This is a genomic window from Flavihumibacter solisilvae (assembly GCF_000814475.1).
Lineage (GTDB): Bacteria > Bacteroidota > Bacteroidia > Chitinophagales > Chitinophagaceae > Flavihumibacter > Flavihumibacter solisilvae.
Window position 1 is genome coordinate 122,650 of sequence record NZ_JSVC01000010.1, and the last position, 24,641, is coordinate 147,290.

The window sequence follows — 24,641 nt, forward strand, 5'->3', positions numbered from 1 at the left end:
TGATTTAATTTGAATGCGTTATTCAGGTTCGAAACCTAACATGAAGGTGAACCTCGCGGCATCACGAAGCTTACTGTTAGGAGTGATCCTGTCGAATCCTACACCATAGTCAAACCCGAGCAGACCGAACATCGGCAGGAAGAAGCGCATACCCACACCTGCGCTTCGACGGAGGCGGAACGGGTTATAGTCCTGGTAATTGTACCAGCCGTTTGCCGCTTCGAAAAATGCGAGACCGAAGATCGTACTGTTCGGATTGGTGCTGAACGGATAGCGCAATTCAACTGTGTACTTATTAAATATTGTAAAGAATTGGCTTGCGGATGATTTGTCCGGGTTGATGGTCGGATCTGAATTATCATATACCGGGTAACCCCTGTGTGCGATGATGTCATAACCCAGCAATCCGAAGTTGTTGGTGAGACCGGCATCACCCACCTGGAATCTTTCAAACGGTGAGTAATCGAGCTTCGCGTTATATCTTCCCATGAAGCCATATTTAGCAGCGGCTTTCAACACGAACTGGCGGCTGCGGTCTGCGCCCATTGGCCGCCCGATAGGAACATACCATTCCCCTGTGAATCGCCATTTATGGAACTCAGGTAATTCGTACGGGTTTTCCGACTTCACCCTGTCAGGATCGATGAGTGAATATGGTGGTGTTGCCTGTACGCTGGCAACAAAGTTTGAACCGCTTCTCGGGAAGATAGGCTGGTCGATGGAAGACCTGCTCAGTGCAAGCTTCAGGCTGACGTTATGTGCCGTGGTGTTGTCAAGGCCCGGGAACAGGTTGGGATAATTTCTCAGTTTATACTGGGTGAAATTCAATGAATACACCAAAGTAAAATAGTCATCAGGCCATCTCAGCTGTTTACCCAATGCGATCGACAGACCCAATGTACGCAGGTAAGAAGTATCTCCGGCTTTTCGGCTATACGCACCTGTTCTGGGGTCATAGGTATTTGCGAACCGCGTACTGTAAAAACTTACAGTGAATGAGTTCCTGCGTTTACCGCCGAGCCAGGGCTCCGTAAAGGAGAAGTTATAGGAACGGAACTGCCGGCCGTTACTCTGAACGCGGAGACTGAGTTTTTGTCCGTCACCGGTAGGGAGCGGGTCCCAGGTTTCCTTATTGAAAATATTCCTGATGGAAAAGTTGTTGAAAGTCACACCCAGGGTTCCGGTCAGACCAATGCCACCACCCCAACCGGCAGATAATTCCAGCTGGTCGTTTGATTTCTCTTCAAGTTTGTAGTTGATATCTACGGTACCATCGTCGGGGTTTGGAACCGGGTTGATGTCAATCTTTTCCTGGTTGAAGTAACCGAGGTTGGCAATTTCACGGTTTGAACGGATCAGGTCGGTCCGCGAAAATTTTTGTCCGGGTACTGTGCGCAGTTCCCTGCGGATCACATATTCTTTTGTTTTGTCGTTTCCGGAAATGTTGACATTCTTTATGGTAGCCTGCGGGCCTTCACGCATCCTGATCTCGAAATCAATGGTATCGTTATATACGGCAGTTTCTACCGGGTCAACCTGGAAGAACAGGTAACCGTCATCCATATAAAGGCCGCTGATATCGCCGCCTTCAGGAGTAAGTTGTTTACCGAGTTTTGTGTTCAGTGTTTCCAGGTTATAGATGTCGCCTTTCTTAATTCCAAGCAGCACATTTAATATGGAGTCGCTGTACTTGGTATTACCTCTCCAGGTGATGTTACCAAAATAGTAACGGCGACCCTCATCCACTTTGAGGTCAATATTAAGGTTGCCTTTTTTAGTATAGTATTGGGTATCGGCAATAATTCCTGCATCGCGGTATCCGAGTGAGTTATAATACTCAAGGACCTTCTCCTTATCTTCTTCGTATTTGGTCTGGTTATATTTTGCAGAGCTGAATAATTTGAAGCGGAAATAAGGGTCAAGGTAATCTCTTGTTTTCGTAACAGAGAGGAATCCCCAGTCATTAACGTATTCGTTGAAAGTTTGTCTTTTATGTGTACCGAACGAACTGGAGTCAGTTGTGGGGTAAAGCGTGATCCTTGTAGTTTCCTTTGTACCCTTCAGCTTTTTCTTCAGTTTAACTTCGCTGACATTTTCATTGCCATAAAAACTAACATCGTTGATCCTTACTTTTCCTCCCTTGCTGATTACAAAAGTGAGGTGCTGAGTATTTACAAATGCGGGATCAGCTTTTTCTTCGATGTCAACCTTTGCTCCCCTGAAACCTTTTTCCACATAATACTTCACGATGTTTTCGACGGCCGTGCGTTTCATGTTCTCGGTGATCACCCTTCCTTTCACGAGACCTGTTTTTCCTTCGAGGTCATCAGCCTCTGATTTTTTTACACCTTTGAAAGTAAAGCCTGAGAGACTGGGTCTTTCTGCCACAAATATTTCGATGTATACATTTTTGCCTTCAACTTTTGTGAAGTAAATCTGAACATCAGAAAATAAATTTTGTTTCCATAAGTTTTGTATCGCTTTGGACAGGTTATCACCTCCTGGAATAATGACCTTATCACCAACAGTGAGGCCGGAAATTGAAAGGAGCAGTGCCTGGTCCCTGTATTTTGTTCCACTAACCTGGATGCCTGCAATTGTATATTCTGAAGGAGTCTTGGCATTAACCATAGCCTCCAGCTCAGGGTCGATTGCAGTAGGACGAGTGGTGTCAGGTTGTTGTGCCTGTGCATGAAAACCGATCATCATAAGCAGAACGGCAACAACGGAAAATCTTCTGTACATCCAGTGGGTTTTATAAAGTAGGCAAATTAAGGGTGATAGTTTAAAAAGCTTTGTTAAAGGGACGTCTCCTGGACCTGTTCACTGGTCTTTCCAAAACGCCTTTCACGCAGCTGAAAATCCACGATGGCTTCATACAGATTTTCTTTCCGAAAGTCTGGCCAGCGTACATTGGTGAAGTATAGTTCGGCATATGCCAGCTGATATAGAAGGAAATTACTGATCCGGTACTCACCACTGGTTCTGATCATCAGTTCCGGATCCGGGAATTCACTTGTGCAGAGGTATTGAGCCAAAGTATCCTGGGTAATTGAGGCGGGTTCCATCTTGCCGGCTTTCACGTCGGCGGCAATATTTTTTACTGCTTCTACCAATTCCCACCTGCTGCTGTAACTGAGTGCCATCACCAGGTTCAACCCGGTGTTCTGCGATGTCATTTCGTATGCTTCTTTCAGTTCGAGTCGTGCAGATTCCGGAAGCATTTTGGTATCGCCGATTACATGCAGCCTGATATTGTTGCGGTTAAGGGTTTCGACTTCTTTACGGATGGTGTCTACAAGCAGTTCCATCAGTCCCGTGACTTCATATGCAGGCCTGTCCCAGTTTTCGGTACTGAAAGCATAAAGGGTCAGGTATTGGATGCCGAGTTCAGCACAGCCTTCCACAATATCCCTTACACTTTCAACGCCATGGAAATGACCGTACAGACGGTCCTGCCCTTTTTCCTGGGCCCACCTGCCGTTGCCATCCATAATAATTGCGATATGCCGGGGCAGTTTCTGCCTGTCAATTTTCGCTTCAAGCGAATTCATATAGTCGAATTTCAGGGTGCGAAGTTACAAAAATTCAGCTGAAAGCCCGCTTTCACAGGCTTTTGGTGGGAAATAGGTATCTGGCAGAAAGGCAAAAACGATAGGTTATTGTGCTGTTGGGCAACGATAAGAAGTAAGATTGAAGCTCAGGGTGAACATGGCAGTAATGAACTGGTCTTTCTGCTTGGCATATCCGCGCTGCCTGCCTTCAATGCCGATGGGGTCGCCCAGCTCATAGCTCCTGTCCTGCAGTTGCCCGGCCACCGAAGGGGTGCCATCCGGCAACGCGGGGAATTTGTCTGCGCCAACATAAGTAGAACTTACGTCATCGAGGTAATCGGTGGTAGTAAAGCGGTGAAGCAGTTCAAAGCCGACATTGAATTTTTCATTCAGGGCATATTTCACACCTACGCCAAAGGGGATTGCAAAAGCCATGCTGCTGTAAGGCTTACGGTCCGGGTAAGCTGCAGACCCCTGCCCTTCTGTACCGAGTGGACGAAGGAAATGCTTTTCGCCCTTCAGGTATGCATATGGGTCATAGCTGAATATACTTGCACCTAATGTTACATATGGTGTGAAGCGATTCTCTTCTGATCCGGGAACGAACTTGAAGAAATTGAAATCACCCTGGAGACTAAGTTCCCAAATGCTTGAATTAAAACTCAGGTTCCGGCGTCGCTGGAATTCATTATCATCGTAATATTTGTCTGCATAACCGACCTGGGCAAACTGGGCGCCAACCCGAACTGCGATATAATTCCCGAATTGTTTCCTGAAAAATGCACCGGCCGCGAATTTTGGCCTGTTAACCCTTGCTTTTGTATTGAGATCGCCGAAATAATGAGCTGCGCCGAGCGCAATTCCGATTTCACCCTGGTGGGTAACGGATTCCATCTGGGCATTTACGGCAGCCTGCAATCCTAGTGCGGCCAATAAAAGCAGGGTCATTTTCTTCATAATTGCAATATATGGTTTATCGGCTGTTGTTGACAACGATAGAAGCGCAATTTTTGGTATAAACGTTTTGCTAATTGCGTGTATCCAGCCCCCAGGAAAGTTTAGTCCTCAGCGTAGTGAGGAAATTGTTCTCATTCAGCCGGACGATGCTGACATCGAATTTTTCTCTTTTCACTGCCAGCTGGATGCTTTTGGATACGATTTCCCGGCGGCTGTCCAAAGCGCATATAAAATTATCAGACCGGCCTTCCACTTCAAACGAGATGACGTTATCATCAGGTACTACGATTGGCCGCACATTGAGGTTATGCGGAGCAACCGGGGTAATCACAAAACTTCCGGATTCAGGAAAAACAACCGGACCGCCACAGCTCAGTGAGTAACCGGTTGAGCCGGTTGGCGTGCTTACGATCAATCCATCTGCCCAGTAAGTATTCAGAAATTCACCGTTGAGGTAAGTATGGATCTTGATCATCGGCGAGGTATCGGTCTTATGAATCGCAAATTCATTCAGGGCGTAGGGTGTGTCGCCAAACAGGAGCCGGTCTGCATCAAGGTGAATAAGTGACCTGCGGTCAAGCACGAAGCTTCGGTCGACCATGGAAGCTACAGCGATCTTCAGCTCTTCTTTACCGATACTCGCGAGGAATCCGAGCCTGCCGAAGTTTATGCCCAGGATGGGAATCTTTTTGTTCCGGACGAGGGTTACGGTATCAAGCAATGTTCCGTCGCCACCGAGACTGATAATGAATTCTATGCTTTCATCCAGGTCGTCGGAGGTATTGAATGTATTTATGCTGTGATTGCGAAACCGAACGGATTGTATGATCTGTTCAAAAAAAGGCTGATAAATGACCGGTTCAATGTGCTGCGTTTCCAGTTCGCTGAACAAATCCTGAATTTCTACGTGATCGTTCTGGTCAATTACCCTGCTATAGATCGCCACTCTCATGATGGGTTATTTAACCGCTGAAAGATAGCGCATTAAAAGTCATTCTTGAAGTGAAAAAAGAATCCACTCTCTCCTAACTGGTTTACACTGTACTCGAGACGGAATACCAGATCATAAAGTGTAACGACATCTATACCTGCTCCGGCAGTGTAAAGCATTTTATTATTAAGTGAGTTGCCGGGGAATTTTTTATTGTATGAATAACCAAGGTCTCCATAGGTTTTCGCATAGATCCTGAAAGGGATATGATCATGGCTCTGGCTCCTGATCGGTAAGCGGACATTGAAATTCGCGAGTTCACGACGCAGTGTGTTCCTGAGCATGGCTCCGGCAACTCCATCGACCACATATTTTTCGAGTCCACGCAGGTAGAAGTCCCCATAACCGAAAAGCCGGTGATTCAAAAAAGACTGGTCAAACGGGAGCCTGACAATACCACCTGCCTGCATGGAAAAACTGCTCTTCCATTTCAGGTCCCAGGCTTTTGTGCCTTTAAAATTCAGCGTCCACATACCCACATCCTTGCCGCCAAAACCCTGACGCGACAATGCTGCTTCTGCCATTACACCACGAAGGGGGTAAGGTGCATAGTCTACGTTTATGTGGGTAACGGAATAGGTGAGTTCCGGATAGGAAATATTTGTTTTGCCTGTTTTGCTCAGGTAGTAGGGATTCACCCGCCACACAGCACTGTCTATCTTGTCTTTTTCATAAGCAAGCCTGAGGGTGTGCCGGGTCCGCAGGCCTGGACGATAGCTTACTGCGACAGAACCGCCCCAGAGTTCCTGCAAAAAATTCCCCGCCTTAGGCAATGAGTCAGATTTGAGGAAGAACTGCTGATTATTTACTGTGAGTGGATTTACTTCTTTGGAAGCTGAGTACGAAAAATTAATTCCATAGCCGAATTTAAGAGATTTGTCTGCGAAGGGCTGTTCATATGATCCCTGGATCTGGCGCGAATACCCGGTTATCAGCCAAAGTCGCAGCTTGTCATTCCGGCCGGTAGTATTGTAATAAGTAAATTTTGCCCCATAATTGATACGGTCGAGGCTATACCCTTTGTCGGCCCACATCTGCAGGTTACGATCCACGGGTTTGAAATAAGGGATGGGGAAAATATACCAACGTTCCTTGACGTCGATCTGGATGTCTACCAAATAGCCGTGGAAACTTTTAAGTGAAATGATTACTTCATTGAACAGGCGTGTATTAACCAGCTGTTGTTTTCCTACCCGGAATTTTTCCACGAGCTCATTAAGAACGACTGAGTCGCCTTCGACGAATGGCAATTCACGCTTAATGATATAATCCTTTGTCTTTTTATTGCCGGAGATGAAGATCTTGCTGATGAGGAATGGCTTACGAACCTTGTTGGTGTCTGGAAAGTCGACGTCGTCGGCATTCAGTGCCGATGCAAGATCTAAATCAACAGAAGATTGTAATACTGATTGAGCCGATAGTTCAGCACTTAAACACAGGGCAGCGATCAGTATCATGCAAAGTTTCCACACCATTATCTTTCCTTATTCACGGTCTATGAAAATACAGGATTAGCAAGAAGAATACCAATAGAGTCTGAACTTTTTCAGAGATTAAGGTAATTCATCAGATGATCGTAATTGCTCCTGAGCTCATTTTCATATTGCTCCTCACCAAAGTAATACCGTACCTGGTATTCGTACCGCTGGAAGGTTGCGACAATGTCAGACAGCTCGAACTTGTTGATTTTCAGTGTAACGTAGAGGACCCCAAGGCTGTTGTCGTAGTTGGTGTTCAGTTGGGTTATCTGGGCATCATTAGTTTCCACCAGTTTGTATATCTCGGAAAATGCGAAATTCCTTTTATCCATTTCGAGCACAATAATACCTCCTGGCTCATCTGCACCAATCATGTGCCCCGTGAATTTCAGCAGGTCAGTGGCAACAATTGCACCTACCCATTGCAGGTCGTGCTCTGTAACAGGCACCACTTCGAGTCCATATTCGTTGGCCAGCTGAACGGCTTCCGTAAAGTGACCGGATGGAGAAACACGTACTTTGGAAATATTCCCCGCGAGGGATTCGACGAGGTAGCTATCGTCTTCCACGTTCAACAGGTCGCCCTCTGCGATCAGACCCAAAAATTTCTCATCCATAACGACCGGCAGGTGAATGACATTACTGTCATCCATGAGCTGCAGTGCCTTATAGACAGGATCTTTCGGTGAAAGAACAGGCAGGGACGCGGATATAAGGTCCTTGTTGATCACGGATTTTGTTTAAGTATAGACGACAAAACTCAGGCAACCGCTGCGGGCTCATTGAGTTTCGTCAGAAATTTATGAAGAATCCTGTTAAATTCTTCCGGTACTTCCATCATCGGCGCATGTCCGCAATGGTCAATAAAATGCAATTCACTGTTGGGGATCAACCGGTTAAACTCCCTTCCTACGAACGGAGGGGTGATGGTATCGTTGTTGCCCCATACCAGCAGGGTGGGTTGTTTGATCTGGCTCAGTTCTTCACCCAGGTTGTTGCGGATAGCACTTTTGGCGAGAGCGATTATTTTAATGACCTTAAGCCGGCTATTGACAATATCATATACTTCATCGACCAGTTCCTTGGTTGCCATTTTGGGATCATAGAAAGTAAGTTCCGTCTTCTTACGGATATACTCATAATCGCCTCTTTTGGGATAGGTGTCGCCCATTCCGTTTTCGAAAAGGCCGGAACTACCGGTAAGGATCAGGCTCTTTATCCTTTCAGGATGTTTCAAAACGTGTACCAGGGCGACATGTCCGCCCAGGGAGTTACCTAAAAGATGTATACCACGAAGGTCGCGGGCTTCAATGAATTTGTGAACGAACTTTTCGAGGCCTCCAACTGAAGTATGCAGAATATCGAGTTCGAACAAAGGAAGCATGGGTACCACAACCTTGTAGTTGTGGCGGAAGTATTCAATCAGGTCCTTGAAATTGCTGAGCGCCCCGAAAAGACCATGTAGCAAAACCAGGGGTTCACCTTCACCTTCCTCAATATACCTGAACTTTTCCAGCTGTTTGATCTCGTATTGCATCTGTTACTTAAAATAAGACTTCCAATTATTTGCTAAAATAGGCCATTTGGCCCAATTATGGGCCGGAGGCTTACGGTCACCACTAACCTCAGGCTACGTATGGTTTTGCCGGAGGTCTTTGGAAATCCTTTCAAAAAAATGCCCCAGTTGTTCAAACACATCGCTGAAAACGGGTATTATTTTGCCGAGCCATTCCATAGTTACCGGACCCCATGAGGCAATGATAGGATAAGTATTCGACTGCTCCATTGATTCCGGTGAAAGAATATGCATTTTTTCAAGGTAAAATAACACGACGCTCCAGATCAGCAGATTTAATATGCAATAAAAAACTATTCCGCCGGCTTTGTTAAGCCACCCCAGGTATGTCCATTCTATTGTCGATTCCAGCATTTTACCTGCCGCATTTACCAGCAGGCTGACTGCAATGAAAACCACGAGAAATGAGACCAGGGGCAGCCATTTGGCTGAAATGTTAATTGAATCACCAAGCCATCCTGCTGTTACTGCAGACAATTTCAGGGCAGCAGCTAATCCGATGACAAATGCTGCCAACGAAAAGACTGCCAGAACCAGTCCCCGGGCGAGGCCTTTAATTACTGCCCATACCAGGAGTGCAAGCGTGATAATGTCAATCAGCATATAAAAAACCGTTTTTTCGCCCAACCTCACCCGACGGGTGGCACCCGACGGGAAGTACCCGACGGGAGGTACCCGACGGGTGGAGGCGGAATGCTTAGGAAAGGAGTGATTTTACCATGGCGCTGATGGCTTTGCCGTCGGCCTGGCCTGCAAGTTTTTTTGATGCAACGCCCATTACTTTACCCAGGTCGGCGGCGGATGTGGCTCCCAATTCGGAGATGATCGCCTGCAGGGCGGCCTTCAACGCGCTTTCATCAAGCTGTTGCGGCATGAACTTTTCAATTACGGCAATTTCCTCTTCTTCTTTTTTTGCCAGGTCGCTGCGTTGTTGCTGGGTGAAGATCTCAAGTGCATCTTTCCGTTGTTTCACCATCCGCTGAAGAATCTTTAATTCGCCATCGGCAGTTACCTGGCCGTTTGCACCGGGTTCGGTTTTAGCTTTTATAATTTCAGCTTTGATGGCCCTGAGACCTCTAAGGGATGCCTCATTTTTGCTTTTCATGGCATCTTTCAGTTCAGCCATTACTTTTTCTTCGAGTGTCATTTGGGAAGGTTTTATCAGGATGCCTTCTGATCTTTCAGTTGCTGCTCCCGGAATTTATTATAGAATGTACGTGCGAAATTCTTAATATCTGTCACCATCTCTTCGTTATGGGTGGCGCGGTTATAGGAATCGGCCATTGTCATGAAGGTCTGGTAAAAGAAATCAGCCATTTCATCTACCATCATTTCCTTGGTCCACAGATCAATTCTCAGTGCGGTCTTTTCAGAACCATCCCAGAAAGATATCATCATAGCTTTTGCTTTCTGTTCTTCGTCTGCGGTGCTGCCACTGGCCTTCCAGGAGATCTGGGAAGGAACTTTATCGGGATCGAGCTTAACGTTTATCGTAATTGTAGAGTCCTGCATATCGGTATTTTAAAGGAGCGAAATTAGCCAATCTCACCCACATAGTTCCAGGATGAGGTCGCGGTATTGCTTCAGGCTGTTGTCCCTGTTTATAAGAGCTGAACGTTCTTTTCCTTTTGTAATTACTTCGGTCCGCCTGTTCTCATCTTTGTACAGGATCATCATTGCATGAGCAAACGAATCAATATCACCCGGTATGTAATACATGGCCGCGTCTCCGCACAGGTCTTTGTAGGTTGCATTTTCAGGCGCAATTACCGGGGTTTCTGAACTGAAAGCCCACTCCAGCGGATAAAGATCACTGTTAGCAGCAGTGGGCGATAATAGGGCATATGCACCTGCTACCAGTTCCTTACATTCAGACTCTGCGAGATCGGGGTACAGGGACACATCTGACCTGTATTTATATGTAGCGAGTTGTTTTTCGAAGGTGGCGGTGTATTCGGTAGCCGGCCCTGCAAGTATCAGCGGCATTCCTGTCATAAGCCATTTTTTCAACTGCGAATATGATTTCAGTAACATGATCAGTTGCTGTTCTTCCGCTAAAGGGCCTGTATACATAAAATAATCACGGCCGCTGGAGTAACGGAGTTTCACGTGTTCTTTGGTACCCCAGTCGAGTGGTTCCACGGGATCCTCAAAAGCCGGGTAGATCACTTTTATCTTCTCTGCGGGAATTGAGTGAACCTGCATGAGCTGCTCTTTCGCCGGCCCAGACCCGGTAATGATCCGGTCAGCGGAGAGCCAGTCAGCCGCCCCGGATTTACCAAACATCCCCTTTTTCCGTGTAGCTGACAGCATTCCGGTGGGATTTGCTATGAAAATGGCGGGAATGCCGAGGTCAGCAGTTATCGTTTCGGGATCAGTCGTGATCCAGGCACAGGGCTGGTTTTCACTGAGCCACTTCTTTATTGCCTGCATCTTTTTGAACTGTTTACCCATCAGTGGGGAACCGGAAACCTTGAGCTGTACCAATTCCAGTGTTCCCCCGGGGTCGAGACTCACATCACTATGGGTTGTTAAAGCAATGTGCCGAAAGCCGGGCAAATCCTCTGCGAGTGAAGGGATAGCATTCAGCAAAGACTGGGATGCCGGAGAAGCCAGATCATTTAACAGGGAGTCAATAAAGTAAGCCAGGACTTTCATGTTCAAATTTTGGACAATGGGTGCAAATTGGTTCTTTTTCCTGAAAGCCATAACTTACATTTGCATGAACGCAATTTGTTAGAATGGAATACAACACTACTAGAAATCACCTGGTGATGCGGGAATACGGTCGTCATATCCAAAAGATGATCGAATACCTGATGTCCCTCGAAGATTCCGAGAAGAGGCAGAAGAATGCAAGGGCAGTGATCGAGTTGATGGGTTTCCTGAACCCGCACCTGAAGAATGTTGAGGATTTCCGGCATAAGCTGTGGGATCACCTATTCCTGATTTCTGACTTCAAACTTGAAGTACCCTCTCCTTATCCGATACCCACAAAGGAGACGCTTAAAGCCAAACCATCGCCATTAAGATATCCCAAAGGTTACCCGCGATATTCGCATATAGGAAAGAACATTGAAGTGGTGATCCATAAAGCGCTTAAGGAAGAAAATCCTGAAAAGCGCCAGGGATATGCCAATGCCATTGCATACTACATGAAACTGGCATACAGCAACTGGCACAAGGAAATCGTGCATGACGACGCCATCCAGAGCGAGCTCAGCTCCATTACCGGCGGTCAGCTGGAGTTCACCAATACCCCTTATGTAAAAGCATTCAGGCAAAACGAGGGGCAGCGGGATTTCAGGGGAGGCGGAGGAAAACGTCCTCAGAAATTCCAGCAACGCAGTGGTGGCGGAGGCGGACGAGGTAACGACCGCGACCGTGGCGGAAACGACCGCGGTGGGAATGACCGTGGTGGAAATGACCGGGGCCAAAATGACCGGAACAATGGGAACAGGGGCAATAACAATAAGTTCAAGAAGAGATTCAAGTAAGCTCTCTCTCTTTCTCGCCCTTTTCACATACTCACACACTCATCCATTTCTTTTCCCATGAACAGTTTTGAAGTAACCGGTGGAAAAAAACTGAGTGGCACCATCATTCCCCAGGGTGCCAAGAATGAAGCCCTGCAGATATTAAGTGCCGTTCTGCTTACACCCGAAACAGTTACTATCCGGAATATCCCGGACATACTTGACGTAAACCTGCTGATTGAGCTGCTGGCTGACATGGGGGTTTCCGTACAGCGTCCGGACCGCCATACCGCAATTTTCAAAGCAGATAATGTCAATATTGATTACCTGCACAGCCCGGAATTCAGGAACAAAAGCGGTCGGCTGCGCGGTTCGGTTATGTTTGCCGGACCTCTTTTATCCAGGTTCAAAAAAGCGTTTATCCCAAAGCCGGGGGGAGACAAAATTGGCAGAAGGCGGCTGGATACCCATATCATAGGCTTTGAAAAGTTAGGCGCAACGTTCAACTATCACCCGGAGGATGGTTATTTCCATCTTGATGCTTCCAACCTCCGTGGCACATATATGTTGCTCGACGAACCGTCTGTAACGGGAACAGCTAATATTATTATGGCGGCCGTGCTGGCAAAAGGCACCACCACCATTTATAATGCCGCGTGTGAGCCATACCTGCAGCAGCTTTGTAAAATGCTGAACAGGATGGGTGCGGATATCAGCGGAATCGGAAGCAACCTGCTTACGATTAACGGGGTTGATTACCTCGGCGGGACAGAGCATGGAATATTGCCGGACATGATTGAAGTAGGGTCCTTTATAGGTCTTGCTGCCATGACGCAGAGCAATATACGCATCCAGGGTGCCGGTATCGAACACCTGGGTGTAATCCCGGATAAATTCCGCCAGCTTGGCATCCAGCTTCATTATGAAGGTGACGATATCGTAATTCCCGAACAGGAGCTATACGAGATCCAGACATTTCTTGATGGTTCTGTTCTCACCATCTATGATCATCCCTGGCCGGGATTCACGCCGGACCTGTTGAGTATAGTGCTGGTTGTAGCGACCCAGGCAAGGGGTTCCGTACTGGTACACCAGAAAATGTTTGAAAGCAGGCTATTCTTCGTTGACAAGCTCATCGACATGGGTGCACAGATCATACTCTGCGATCCACACCGGGCTGCAGTGATTGGCCTGGCGCGTGAACAACGTTTAAGGGGGATCACGATGAGCAGTCCCGATATCAGGGCGGGAGTATCCCTTTTGATCGCGGCGTTAAGTGCCGAAGGCAAAAGCACGATCCAGAATATTGAACAGATCGATCGAGGATACCAGTATATTGACCAGCGGCTCAACTCGCTGGGAGCGGAAATCAAACGTCTCTAATGTTATATTACGGTAAGAAGATCATCATTATCACTGCACCGTCAGGTGCGGGAAAAACTTCCATAACAAGATACCTGCTGTCGGTTTACCCACAGCTGGCGTTTTCCATTTCGGCAGCAACCCGGAGTCCGCGAGGATCAGAAAAGAATGGGGTGGACTACTATTTCATCAGCGAGGAGCAGTTCCGCGAACATATCCGGAAAAACGATTTCATGGAATGGGAAATGGTTTATGAAGGAAAATATTATGGCACTCTGAAGCAGGAGATGGAAAGGATCTGGGATAATAAACAGGTGCCGATGCTTGATATCGATGTAAAAGGTGCGATTCACGTACAGAAGGAATATCCTCATAATACCTTGTCGCTCTTTATTGAGCCACCCTCAGTTGACGAGTTAAAAAAACGATTGGAAGGCCGGGGTACAGAAACGGCAGAGAGCCTGCAATCCAGGGTCAGTAAAGCCAGCTACGAAATGTCTTTCAAACATCATTTTGACCAGATAATAGTGAATGATGACCTGGAAAAAGCCTGCAAGCTGGCGGAAAAGCTCATCCTGGACTTCCTGGCTAGGCCTTAACAGAAATCATTATATTCGTCTATATGGTTAACCTGCTTGGTTTCATAATTATACTTCTGTTGCTGGTTGGATTTTTTTCCGGCATCGAAGCTGCGTTTTCCAGCGTTAACCGCTTGTCGGTGGAGCTGAGAAAAAAACAGGGGCGTACTGGTGGGATACTCATGAGTCAATTCCTTGACCGCCCTTCTAATTTTATCGGTATTGTGCTGGTCGGGTTCAACATCTTCCTGGTTTTTTACGGACTTATGATCGGCGAATTCCTGGAACCACTATGGAGATGGCTTGAGCAGAGGTTCCAGAGCTCAATCGGCTATGTGAATCTTTTCCACCTTGTTTTTGAAATAATTCTGGCTTCGGCTATCTTTCTTGTATTCGGCGAATTCATTCCACGCGCCATCTGGCGGGCAAGGAATGAATGGCTGCTAACCAGCCTTGTCTCGGGGATCATCAATATCTTTTACCAGCTTCTGCAGCCATTCACTGTTCTATTTGTAACGATAGCCCAGGGGATCCTGAAATATCTTTTCGATCTCAGGCTGACTGAAAGGAAGGAAGCATTTGTGCGTGCGGACCTTGATGCATTTTACCAGCAAAACACCGGTGAAAAGGAGAATGAGGGCCAGGACGTTAACACCAGCCTGTTTGAAAATGCATTGTCCCTCCCTACCGTGAAAGTAAGGCAATGCCTTATTCCACGCAAGGAAATCGAAGGGGTTGAAGTGAATTCCCCGATTGAAAAGGTCACCAAAAAGTTCATCGACACCAAACTGAGCAAGCTGGTAGTTTATGAAGGAAATATCGACCATATTATCGGGTATGTGCATCAGTTGGATATGTTCAAGCACCCGGCTGATGTGAAGTCAGTCCTGTTACCAATACCTGCCGTACCAGAAAGCATGAATGCCACGGACCTGATCAACCGATTTACCAAAGAAAGAAAGAGCATGGCCTGGGTGGTCGACGAATTTGGTGGTACTTCGGGAATTATTACCATGGAGGACCTGCTGGAAGAAATTTTCGGCGAGATCCAGGACGAGCACGATACAGAAGAGCTGGAAGAAAAAAAGCTTTCGGATATGGAGTATATCCTGTCGGGCAGGCTCGAACTGGACTACCTGCAGCACAAATACGATTTTACATTCGAACAGGATGATTCCGAAACCCTGTCGGGTTATATCATCCATCACCATGAAACGATCCCCAAAGTGAAAGAACGGATCATTGTGGACGACTATGAATTTGAAATCATGGGAGTAAGCGATACACGGATTGAAATGGTAAGGATGAAGATCCTTAAGTGAACTAGAAGCCGATCGTTTTAAGCTGCTGTTTCTTTTTATATTTCTCCTCTTCTACCTTGTACAAAGCCTTGGTGACGAAATGACCACAGGCTGCACCCAGCCATACATCACTGGACCAATGGCGATTTTCATAAAGCCTTGAGATGCCCGTAAGTGTAGCGATACTGTATGCCAGGATTGGCACCCATTTCGTTTCCTTGTATTCGATAGCCAGGGCTGTGGCGACACTGAAGATGGTATTTGCGTGGCCTGACGGAAACGAAGTGTATTCCTTGCCGCCCTGGAAGGGAGCTTTAAAAACGTAGGGATTGTCCGTATACCTGGGCCTCTGTCTCCTGACCAAAGCTTTTGTTGCCGTGTACATTGCAACCGAAAAAACCAGTGACTTAGCGGTCATCAGAGAAACATGTTCCAACCTCCGGTCCTTGGTAATTACTCCGGCCAGGTACATCCCACCGATCAGAAGTGGCGGAAACCGGTTTCCGAACGGCTCCATGACCTTTGATACACTAGTCCAGAAAGGTTGCTGGTTAGCCAACATGATATCCTGAATGGGGCCATCCACTGCAAAGAATAAACCCGCGCCTGCGGATACAATAATGACATTGCGCCAGTCTTTTTTTGTATACCTCCCGGGCGCGGTTACCACCTTTGGGAAGTCAGTAATATAGGATTTCAGATATGTTTTATTTATCCGGTATCCTTCGGATTTAAACCATTCTTTTGAACGGTAAGCTATGGTATCTCCTGCCTGTGTACTATCAACCTGGGCTTGTACACAGAACGGTATCAGCCAGGAAGACAATAGAAACAACAGTAAACCAAACCTATACATACACGAAAAATAATACAAATTTGCAACCTATTGCAAAGAAAAAGGGGCTGTTACCAGCCCCTTTTCAATCAATTGTCTTTCAGACTTACTGAGCCTGCATTTCCGCAATTTTTTCACGGATCTTCTTTTCAATTTCGGCTTGTAATTCCGGGTTGTCCCTGAGGAGTTGTTTTACCGCATCACGGCCCTGTCCCAGTTTATCAGTATTGTAACTGAACCAGCTTCCGCTCTTCTGAACAATAGCAAGGTCAACACCCATATCAATAATTTCACCGACTTTCGAAATCCCTTCGCCGAAAATAATATCAAACTCGGCTGCACGGAAAGGCGGGGCTACTTTGTTCTTTACAACTTTTACTTTAACCCTGTTACCGACAGCTTCGTCGCCATCCTTGATCTGGCTCATCCGCCTGATGTCGAGCCTTACGGAAGCATAGAATTTAAGTGCGTTACCACCGGTTGTTGTTTCAGGGTTACCGAACATCACACCAATTTTCTCCCGGAGCTGGTTGATAAAGATGCAGATCGTGTTTGTTTTGTTAATGGTGGCAGTAAGTTTACGCAGCGCCTGGCTCATCAGCCTGGCCTGGAGTCCCATTTTACTGTCGCCCATTTCTCCTTCAAGTTCACCTTTAGGAACAAGCGCCGCAACCGAGTCAATTACTACTACATCCAGTGCGCCTGAAAGGATCAGCCTGTCTGCAATTTCGAGGGCCTGTTCCCCGTAATCCGGTTGGGAGATAAGCAGGTTATCCACGTCCACACCCAGCTTTTGCGCATATGAGCTATCGAAAGCGTGTTCCGCATCAATAATTGCACAGATACCACCCTTCTTTTGCGCTTCTGCAATGGCATGGATGGCTATCGTCGTTTTACCGGAGGATTCCGGTCCATATATTTCTACGATACGGCCTCTTGGAAAACCTCCGATTCCCAGGGCCACATCAAGGCCAAGTGAACCTGTAGACACCACTTCCTGCGCGTCTGTCGCTTTCTCATTCATCATCATCACAGATCCTTTCCCAAAGTCCTTGTCGATTTTATCCATCGTCAACTTCAGTGCCTTAAGTTTTTCAGCATTTGACATAGTATCAGTTGTTTTTTAGTTAGGGGCCCAAAATAATTGGTTGTTCAAAGATAGAACAGAAAAAATTATGAACACTAACTTATTTAGCATTATTTCACTAAATATTTTATCGTTAAAACACCCTTGACAAAGTCCGAAAACTTTGTATAAAACCGTCATTTCAAATAGTAACCAGTCCAGGCGTAATACCAGCCGTTGCGGGTCCAGCCTGTTAAAAACTTGTTAGACAGCCCCGGGCAGCTTAGCCCGGCTGCAACTCAATGGTGTGGATTTGTATCTTTGAGTAAAACAGGCACATGAGAATATTCGCAATTATCTTACTGGCTGCCGGAATCAGCTTCAATGGCTTTTCACAGTCACCTGCGGCTGCAGCTAAAGGAGTCACCTATGGTACCGGTACTACTCCTGAAGGCGCGATCCCGGTAAATGAGCTGGCTTCGAAAATGAATGGCAACCCCTATTCCGGAAAAGTTTCCGGGAAGGTTACAGAAGTCTGCCAGGAAAAAGGTTGCTGGATGAAGCTGGAAAAGGAAAATGGCGATGCGCTCATGGTCAAGTTTAAGGACTATGGTTTTTTCATGCCCAAGGACATCATTGGCCGCGATGTGGTGCTCGACGGAGACGCCAATTACAAGGAAGTATCTGTGAAACAGCAGCGGCATTATGCAGCTGATGCGGGGAAGAGCCGGGAAGAAATCGAAAAGATAAAAGCACCTAAAAAGGAAGTCCAGTTCGTTGCGAAAGGTGTCCTGGTGTTATAGACAATATTAAGGTATCCTGAGCCGGCCCTGAGGCCGGCTTTTTTATTTCTTACCACTAATATGTGGCTTATGAAATTGCTTTTCTCTTTCCTGCTGATCGCGCATCTTCATAATATAACGGCGATGACTGTGCTACAGAAGCAGGTTGTTTCCGGACAGTGGCAGCTCGAGTATATTATGTTTCCCGGAAAGAGTGCAGAAGAACTGTATGCCGGACGAAAGCCTATCATCCGGTTCGACAGCGCTGCCAACAACGTTTCCGGAAACACGGGATGCAACAGTTTCAGCGGGCCATATACCTGCAACGGAAACAAGCTTCAGTTTGATACCGGTAAAATGACACTGACCAGGATGGCCTGTCGCGGTGAAGCTGAAGGAATCTTCCTTGATGTGCTTAAAAAAGTAAACCGTTATGATATTTACGGTGATGCGCTGTTATTTTTACAGGACGATGTCGTAATCATGCGATGGAAAAAAAAGTCCTGATATGCCTGCTAAATTATTCTGGAAACTATATTGGAAATTATCCGGCTGGAAAGTGAATGGCAGGTGGCCGCCAGATGTCAGGAAAGCCGTGATCATTGTAGGACCTCATACAAGCAGCTGGGACGTAGTTACCGGAATGGCGGCCCGCTCAGTAATACCTATACCTCATGCACATTACCTTGGCAAGAAGGAACTCTTCAAAGGACCATTCGGCTGGTTCTTCCGTGCAACTGGCGGAGTTCCCGTAGATCGTGACAGTAAAAACAGGCTGGTAGACCAAGTTGTGGAAGAATTTAACATAAGAGAAAATTTTATACTGGCACTATCGCCCGAGGGTACACGAAAACGTGTTGACCGGTTAAAAACAGGCTTCTGGCATATTGCAAAACAGGCCAATGTACCAATCGTGATGGCGGGGCTTGATTTCTCTAAGAAAGAGCTCATTTTATCTGAACCTTTTTTCACATGTGATGACCAGGAAGCAGATATAAAAAAAATATTACATTTTTTTTCGCCTATACGTGGCCGGTATCCTGAACTTGGAATGGGTCACCTGGGGTAACAAATACCCATAATGGCAAATTCAGGCATAGTAGTTGTAAGTTATGCGCTACATTTGCACATTCACTAAAACAAAACCAATATGAAAGTTTCTTACTTAGTACTGGCAGCTTTCACAACAGTCTCGATGATCTCATGTGTGAGCTCCAAAAAATTCAAAGCTGAACAGGCCCGTTATGCAGAATTGAACGGTCGTTACGATTCATTGCAAAACAACCTGAAAGGCTGCGAAGATGCTAAAGCTGAAGAAGCACGTAAAAGAGCTGGTTTACAATCAGACCTCGATGCCCTTGCAAAACAACTCGACCTGTTGAAGCAGAACAATACATCTGCCCTTAAGCAACTGGAAGATCTTTCAGTAATCTCATCATCACAGGCTGAGAGCATTAAAAAATCTCTGGATAATATCGGTGCAAAGGATGCTTACATCCAGGACCTGCAGGCACAAATGGCCCGCAAAGACTCTTTGAACATGGCACTGGTAATGAACCTTAAAGGTGCACTGGGCAACATGGATGACCAGGACATCAACATCAAGGTTGACAAAGGCGTAGTGTATGTAGATATCAGTGACAAGCTGATGTTCAAGAGCGGAAGCTACAGCATCACTCCCAAGGCTAAAGAAGTTCTGGGTAAAGTTGCTACTGTTCTGAAAGCCCAGCCGGATATTGAATTCATGGTTGAAGGTCATACCGACAACAATGAACTGCGTGGTAACATCGGACCCATGAAAGACAACTGGGACCTGAGTGTTATGCGTGCAACTTCAGTAGTACGTACTTTGCAAAAGCAGTATGGCCTGGATCCTGCTAAGATGGCAGCTGCAGGTCGTGGCGAATTCAAGCCTGTATCTGACAACACAACTTCAGAAGGCAAAGCTGCAAACCGTCGTACAAGGATCGTTATCCTTCCGCAGCTTGATCAGTTCTTCAAACTGCTCGAGAAAAAAGCATAATATCCATTACTGACATAATAAAAAAAACACCCGGCATTTACCGGGTGTTTTTTTATTTCTAATCAACCAGTGTTTTATTAATCACATCCAGCAGTCCTCCTTTTGCCTGGTCCTCCGTTAGCTCCCAGAACATAATGCCGCCCAGTTTTTTGTCTTTCACATAATTTGTTTTCGCTGCAATTGAACGTTCATTATCATATGTTGCAAACTCGCGGGTCGTTTTATTGTAACTGTATGGTGCCTTGCTTATCTCATCCCAATATGAACGAAACCCATTAGCTTCAGAGATCACTTTGTCGAAGTTCTTGTATGATACACTGTTCTTGAACACCCCGGACTGGAACAGGCCATTGTTGACGTCAGGCACATCCTTCCACACGCGCGCATAGAAGGCTGCGCCGATAACAAGTTTTTCTTTTGGTACGCCCTTTTCAAGCAGGAAATTGACACAGTTATCCGTTGCCTCCGGAACCTTCTCTGCACCATGCAGCGGGGTGTGATGTCCGGTTACAGTACTATACCCATTTACCAGGTCGTAAGTCATCAGGTTTACCCTGTCCACCAAAGGCATCACCTTCTCCCATTCCACCGACTGTTCCAGGAACTTCCTGAAACCACCGGCTGCAAAACTTAACTCATAACGGTCGCCCATACTTTCCCGCAGCGACCTGACAAGGGCAGTGAAATTTGGCACATCTTCAGGTTTGTAAGGATGTCCGGGATGCCCTTCGATACCGGGATATTCCCAGTCCAGGTCAATTCCGTCTGCATTGTATTCTTTCAACAGCTTCGTTGTGCTTGCAGCAAAACGACGGCGGGCGCCTTCGTCAGAGAATACGTCTGAACAGGGCTTACACCCGCCCCATCCACCCAATGATACAATGATCTTCAGATCCGGATATTTCTTCTTCAGGTTAACCAGTCCGCGCAGGATCTTTTGCTGACCTGGTTGCTGGAATGCAAGTGTATCACCATCCAGTTTCAGGAAGCTATAAATGATGTGGGTAAGAGACGCAACAGGATAATCACCGATGATCATTTCATTACCCGTATAATAGGCGATCACCGCAGGTTTCCCGGCCTGAGCATGGATGTTAGAAGACAGGAGGAGTAAAGCACACAGAAAAGAAAGTAAATTTTTCATGGCACACTATTTTTATTTAACAGAGTGAAATACTCACGGTGTTTGTAACCGATCGCATGCAAATAAACATGGATATTTTTAAGTAATGTCCTTAAAAAAAATCTATCTTTATTACGCTACACCGACCGACTCCAGATGCCTTATCCAGTCCACGTAAAGACCAATGGTTTACCCCGATTTTAGCATCGATTCATTACCCTACATTTTTTAAAAGTCAATTTTCAGGCATGAAACATTTTCTACGCAATCAGCGTATAGTGCTGAATATTGCGCTATCCGCATGGTGTGTCGGTTCGTTCCCAGGATTACTTTTCTCCCAGGCAACCGTCTTCCCTAAAGATTACCAGCTGTATCCACGAAACCTGACTACAAATTTAGCCACTGTGAGAGTTCAGGGCACAATAAACCAGTCTTCAGGTTATACCCAGGTGCGATTAAAACGATACCGCGACGGAAGTTTTCAGAATACCACAACTGTCAACCTTCAATATAATAATGGAGTGGCTGCGTTTGATTTTACCAACGAAATTCCCGCGGAACTAAACAACTACCGCTTCTCTCTTTACGGATATAAATCATTTACTGAAACATTGTTGCAGACAGCAAACAATGTTGTTGCAGGGGATGCATATATCATTCAGGGTCAATCCAACGCGGTTGCCAACCTGCGGGGCTCGTATTCATCTGCAAACAATGCTGATGATCCGAATAATGCTCCCAACAGGAGTTTCGTTCGCGTGTATGGAAGCGGCAGTACATCCGGCAGTTACTCCAAGGCGTGGTTTATAGGAAAGGGTAATGTCTGGTATGATGTGGATGGACAAACTGGCCAATGGGGAATGCGGTTGGCTTCCGATCTCGCGACATCACGGAGGATACCTATATGTATCATAAATGGTGGAAATCCCGGACAACGAATTACATATTTCCAACGTAATGACGGAAACCCGGGCGACCCTTCCACGAATTATGGTCGCGTTTTAAACCGGATAAGAGAAGCCGGATTACAAAATAATATCCGTGCCATCATCTGGCACCAGGGCGAATCTGACATCCAGGGTTCATTAAGCCCGGTACAACTCTCGACCGATCAATACAAAAGTTATTTTCACAACCTGATGAATGACTGGAAATCTGATTTTCCCAGCCTCAATAAATTCTACCTGTTCCAGATACGTTATGGTTGCGGCATGTCTTCTGCAGACAATTGCCTTAAAATCCAGGAGGCCCAACGCCAGCTGGATAAAGAATCCTCTGAAGTGGTTACACTGGGCACAAGCAACTCGAGCCAGCTATTTGATGGCGGATCAATCAGATACTGTCATTATAATTTTTACGATGGCTATAAAAATTTCGGCGACTGGGTATCACTCGTGATCCGCCGCGACCTGTACGGGGAGTCCGGCCTGCCTGCAACTATTGAATCGCCGGAACCGCAGTCTGCGACTTTCTCCGTTGTATCTCCGGGCGGAGTAGCCAGCCAGGTTTCCCTGGCGTTGAAAGACCAGGGCTCAGCCTTTACCATAAGCGGCGATCTGTCCGGCCTGATCCGGCTTAATGGCGGCAGTTACGCCATTAATTCAGTCAGCCTTTCAGGAAACAACCTACTTGTGAACTTTACCCGCGGTTCAGGTGTAACCACTAACCCGACAAGTATCAGCTACAGGGGGCATGATCAGGTGGCTTCACCGCAAGTGGTAAATTCAGGCGGATTGGGCTTAATCAATTTTGATTTCATTCCGATCGATGCGGGCTCAACACCTCCACCTCCACCAACAGGAAACTGCACTGACCTCAACGAACCGAACAACAGCTTCCAACAGACTAAAACATTAAATCATAACACTGATTATACCGGATCGATTGCAAGCGTCAGTGATGAAGACTGGTTCAGTTTCAGGACATGGGCGCCATACAAGAATGTGAAAATAAGCCTGTGGAATATGCCTGAAGATTACGACATGTACTTGTATGACCAGAATGGCGTGCTCTTAACTTCTGCAACCGGCACCGGAACATCAGAAGCACTGATTTATAATAACGGGCCCGACAACTTCAATTACCGGTTAAAGATCATAAGCAAGGATGGTCGTTTCAATCCGGATGTATGCTATTCACTCAGGCTGCAGGCCAGCGCATATATGTGGCCGCTCAATTCACCGCCTTATGCGAGCACACTGAATAAATCGATCGTGATCGCGAAAGAGGTGAAGAACAAAATGGAAAAATTCATGTCGACCACTTTGAAAGTGTTCCCGAACCCGGCACGTGAAAAGCTGCACATCAACTACCATGCAAAAGACAAGTGTAATACCGAGTTCAGGATTACAGATATTACCGGAAAAGAGATGATTTACCGCAAGGTGAAATCCGATGCGGGTAATAACCAGTATAAGATAGATATTTCCAAACTTGGCCCTGGAACTTACATGTTACAGATGCGCACAGATTATTCGTTTGAAAACTGTAAGATCATAGTGCTTAAGTGATCAGCCAGCGAGGTACTTTTTAAGGAAGGAGATGGTTCGCGTCCATGCGAGTTCAGCTGCTTCCTTATTGTACCTCGCTGTTGATGTATCGTTGTGGAATGCGTGGTTTACCCCTTCATACAAATATTGTTCATAGCGAATGCCGGCTGTTTTCAAGGCATCCTCGTATGCCTGCATACCGGCATTTACCCGTTCATCAAGACCTGCATAATGCAATTGAACGGCAGCCTTGATATTCGGCACGAGCGACAAATCAGGCTGGCGTCCATAAAATGCCACGGCTGCTTTCAGGTCGGGCACTGACACTGCCAGGCTATTTGCCATGGCTCCTCCCCAGCAGAACCCAACGCAACCCACGGCACCTGTCGAATCCTTTCGCTGGCTGATATAGGGAATAGCTGCCGCAAACCGTATCACATTGTCTTCTGTATTCAACTTACCAAACAGCTCCCTCGCTTCATCTTCATTTGACGGCGTTCCGCCCAGCGGAGAAAGTCCATCGGGTGCTATAGCCAGGAAACCGGCGTTCGCCGCACGTCGTGCCACATCCTCAATATGGGCATTCAGTCCGCGGTTCTCATGGATCACTATCACAGAAGGGTACCTGCCGTTTTTTTTAGGACGTGCAACATATGCCGTCATATCGCCTTTTTCGGAGGGGTAAATTATCCTTTCAGTAAAAAGGTCGTTGTCTCCCGTTTGTGCATGGGCATAATTGTTTTCGAGCAGCGGAAGCAGCGCCAGTGCAGCGGCCAGGCTACCGGTAAGCTTTATTAGCTGTTTCAAAAATGATTCGCGGCTGAGCGGACGATGTGTATACTCGTCGTACAAATTAATGATGCGCTGATCCATAAGCAGATTTATATATGTGAATCTACAAATCAATTTTTGAAGGCGATCTACGAATCCTTTCATACTTGATTCTGACCGCTCGTGCATCGGAAAGATTATTTTGCCCATCATCCCAATTGCGTGGAGGCGACAACGTAATCTTATCAACTTTACGCCCACCAAAAACAACCGTGTTTT

The 24,641-nt window shown here is 46.5% G+C and carries 24 protein-coding genes; 9 read left to right on the plus strand and 15 right to left on the minus strand.

Translation table 11 applies throughout. From position 1 onward, the window contains the following. Nucleotides 1-18 precede the first annotated feature (18 nt). The 11 genes from OI18_RS09890 to OI18_RS09940 all read right to left on the minus strand — a co-directional run bounded on the left by OI18_RS09890 (nucleotide 19) and on the right by OI18_RS09940 (nucleotide 11,214). On the minus strand, nucleotides 19-2,745 hold the full coding sequence (locus OI18_RS09890) for a BamA/OMP85 family outer membrane protein (RefSeq protein ID WP_039139478.1): 2,727 nt from the start codon (nucleotides 2,743-2,745) through the stop codon (nucleotides 19-21). Between the two features lie 53 nt (nucleotides 2,746-2,798). Then, nucleotides 2,799-3,554 (minus strand): isoprenyl transferase, encoded by a 756-nt coding sequence (locus OI18_RS09895; RefSeq protein WP_039139480.1) that lies wholly within the window; start codon nucleotides 3,552-3,554, stop codon nucleotides 2,799-2,801. A 105-nt stretch (nucleotides 3,555-3,659) separates the two neighbouring features. Next, complete coding sequence (porG, locus tag OI18_RS09900; protein ID WP_039139481.1) at nucleotides 3,660-4,511, minus strand: type IX secretion system protein PorG; 852 nt, start codon at nucleotides 4,509-4,511, stop codon at nucleotides 3,660-3,662. 70 nt (nucleotides 4,512-4,581) lie between these two features. Next, entirely contained in the window at nucleotides 4,582-5,463 is an 882-nt protein-coding gene (locus tag OI18_RS09905) for an NAD kinase (protein WP_039139483.1), read from the minus strand. Between the two features lie 32 nt (nucleotides 5,464-5,495). Continuing rightward, on the minus strand, nucleotides 5,496-6,959 hold the full coding sequence (locus OI18_RS09910) for a POTRA domain-containing protein (RefSeq protein ID WP_160290213.1): 1,464 nt from the start codon (nucleotides 6,957-6,959) through the stop codon (nucleotides 5,496-5,498). 89 nt (nucleotides 6,960-7,048) lie between these two features. Then, nucleotides 7,049-7,711, minus strand: coding sequence for a CBS domain-containing protein (locus tag OI18_RS09915; RefSeq protein WP_039139486.1), 663 nt, complete (start codon nucleotides 7,709-7,711; stop codon nucleotides 7,049-7,051). A 29-nt stretch (nucleotides 7,712-7,740) separates the two neighbouring features. Continuing rightward, complete coding sequence (locus OI18_RS09920; RefSeq protein WP_039139488.1) at nucleotides 7,741-8,517, minus strand: alpha/beta fold hydrolase; 777 nt, start codon at nucleotides 8,515-8,517, stop codon at nucleotides 7,741-7,743. A 93-nt stretch (nucleotides 8,518-8,610) separates the two neighbouring features. Next, on the minus strand, nucleotides 8,611-9,159 hold the full coding sequence (locus tag OI18_RS09925) for a CvpA family protein (protein WP_039139489.1): 549 nt from the start codon (nucleotides 9,157-9,159) through the stop codon (nucleotides 8,611-8,613). 94 nt (nucleotides 9,160-9,253) lie between these two features. Then, nucleotides 9,254-9,703 carry a GatB/YqeY domain-containing protein gene (locus tag OI18_RS09930; RefSeq protein ID WP_039139492.1) on the minus strand — a complete coding sequence of 150 codons (450 nt, stop codon included), beginning with the start codon at nucleotides 9,701-9,703 and terminating at the stop codon, nucleotides 9,254-9,256. 14 nt (nucleotides 9,704-9,717) lie between these two features. Then, nucleotides 9,718-10,068, minus strand: a complete 351-nt coding sequence (gene gldC, locus OI18_RS09935; RefSeq protein WP_039139494.1) for a gliding motility protein GldC — start codon at nucleotides 10,066-10,068, stop codon at nucleotides 9,718-9,720. Nucleotides 10,069-10,101: 33 nt separating this feature from the next. Further along, nucleotides 10,102-11,214: a glycosyltransferase gene (locus OI18_RS09940; protein WP_152616781.1), complete on the minus strand. Its 1,113-nt coding sequence runs from the start codon at nucleotides 11,212-11,214 to the stop codon at nucleotides 10,102-10,104. A gap of 83 nt (nucleotides 11,215-11,297) precedes the next feature. On the opposite strand from OI18_RS09940, the gene OI18_RS09945 reads away from it, so the two are divergent. Genes OI18_RS09945 through OI18_RS09960 form a run of 4 tightly spaced genes read left to right on the plus strand, consistent with a single transcriptional unit; the run spans nucleotide 11,298 to nucleotide 15,294 of the window. Then, nucleotides 11,298-12,053 (plus strand): DUF4290 domain-containing protein, encoded by a 756-nt coding sequence (locus OI18_RS09945; protein ID WP_039139498.1) that lies wholly within the window; start codon nucleotides 11,298-11,300, stop codon nucleotides 12,051-12,053. Nucleotides 12,054-12,110: 57 nt separating this feature from the next. Next, nucleotides 12,111-13,415 carry a UDP-N-acetylglucosamine 1-carboxyvinyltransferase gene (murA, locus tag OI18_RS09950; RefSeq protein ID WP_039139500.1) on the plus strand — a complete coding sequence of 435 codons (1,305 nt, stop codon included), beginning with the start codon at nucleotides 12,111-12,113 and terminating at the stop codon, nucleotides 13,413-13,415. Further along, the gene (gene gmk, locus OI18_RS09955; RefSeq protein WP_039139502.1) at nucleotides 13,415-13,993 is read left to right on the plus strand and encodes a guanylate kinase; all 579 of its coding nucleotides are present in this window, start codon (nucleotides 13,415-13,417) and stop codon (nucleotides 13,991-13,993) included. Before murA ends, gmk begins: the two co-directional genes overlap by 1 nt. 23 nt (nucleotides 13,994-14,016) lie before the next feature. After that, nucleotides 14,017-15,294 (plus strand): hemolysin family protein, encoded by a 1,278-nt coding sequence (locus tag OI18_RS09960; RefSeq protein ID WP_039139503.1) that lies wholly within the window; start codon nucleotides 14,017-14,019, stop codon nucleotides 15,292-15,294. A 1-nt stretch (nucleotide 15,295) separates the two neighbouring features. On the opposite strand, the gene OI18_RS09965 is transcribed toward OI18_RS09960, so the two are convergent. Both OI18_RS09965 and recA read right to left on the minus strand, forming a co-directional pair. Further along, complete coding sequence (locus OI18_RS09965; protein WP_052273054.1) at nucleotides 15,296-16,129, minus strand: phosphatase PAP2 family protein; 834 nt, start codon at nucleotides 16,127-16,129, stop codon at nucleotides 15,296-15,298. Between the two features lie 85 nt (nucleotides 16,130-16,214). Beyond that, complete coding sequence (gene recA, locus OI18_RS09970) at nucleotides 16,215-17,216, minus strand: recombinase RecA (RefSeq protein ID WP_039139504.1); 1,002 nt, start codon at nucleotides 17,214-17,216, stop codon at nucleotides 16,215-16,217. A gap of 296 nt (nucleotides 17,217-17,512) precedes the next feature. Here recA and OI18_RS09975 point away from each other — a divergent pair, with 296 nt between their 5' ends. From OI18_RS09975 to OI18_RS09990, 4 genes are all read left to right on the plus strand, one after another. Continuing rightward, on the plus strand, nucleotides 17,513-17,977 hold the full coding sequence (locus tag OI18_RS09975; RefSeq protein ID WP_039139506.1) for a DUF4920 domain-containing protein: 465 nt from the start codon (nucleotides 17,513-17,515) through the stop codon (nucleotides 17,975-17,977). A gap of 69 nt (nucleotides 17,978-18,046) precedes the next feature. Next, nucleotides 18,047-18,463: an META domain-containing protein gene (locus OI18_RS09980; protein WP_160290214.1), complete on the plus strand. Its 417-nt coding sequence runs from the start codon at nucleotides 18,047-18,049 to the stop codon at nucleotides 18,461-18,463. A 1-nt stretch (nucleotide 18,464) separates the two neighbouring features. Next, a complete protein-coding gene (locus tag OI18_RS09985; RefSeq protein ID WP_039139508.1) occupies nucleotides 18,465-19,025 on the plus strand; it encodes a 1-acyl-sn-glycerol-3-phosphate acyltransferase in 561 nt (186 codons plus the stop codon). An 81-nt stretch (nucleotides 19,026-19,106) separates the two neighbouring features. Continuing rightward, nucleotides 19,107-19,979, plus strand: a complete 873-nt coding sequence (locus OI18_RS09990) for an OmpA/MotB family protein (RefSeq protein WP_039139510.1) — start codon at nucleotides 19,107-19,109, stop codon at nucleotides 19,977-19,979. A gap of 58 nt (nucleotides 19,980-20,037) precedes the next feature. On the opposite strand, the gene OI18_RS09995 is transcribed toward OI18_RS09990, so the two are convergent. Next, complete coding sequence (locus OI18_RS09995) at nucleotides 20,038-21,123, minus strand: glycoside hydrolase family 18 protein (protein WP_039139512.1); 1,086 nt, start codon at nucleotides 21,121-21,123, stop codon at nucleotides 20,038-20,040. Nucleotides 21,124-21,350: 227 nt separating this feature from the next. Between OI18_RS09995 and OI18_RS10000 the strand changes: the two genes are divergently transcribed. After that, nucleotides 21,351-23,612 (plus strand): T9SS type A sorting domain-containing protein, encoded by a 2,262-nt coding sequence (locus tag OI18_RS10000; protein ID WP_039139513.1) that lies wholly within the window; start codon nucleotides 21,351-21,353, stop codon nucleotides 23,610-23,612. On the opposite strand, the gene OI18_RS10005 is transcribed toward OI18_RS10000, so the two are convergent. Further along, nucleotides 23,613-24,464 carry a dienelactone hydrolase family protein gene (locus OI18_RS10005; protein WP_039139514.1) on the minus strand — a complete coding sequence of 284 codons (852 nt, stop codon included), beginning with the start codon at nucleotides 24,462-24,464 and terminating at the stop codon, nucleotides 23,613-23,615. Nucleotides 24,465-24,641 lie beyond the last annotated feature (177 nt).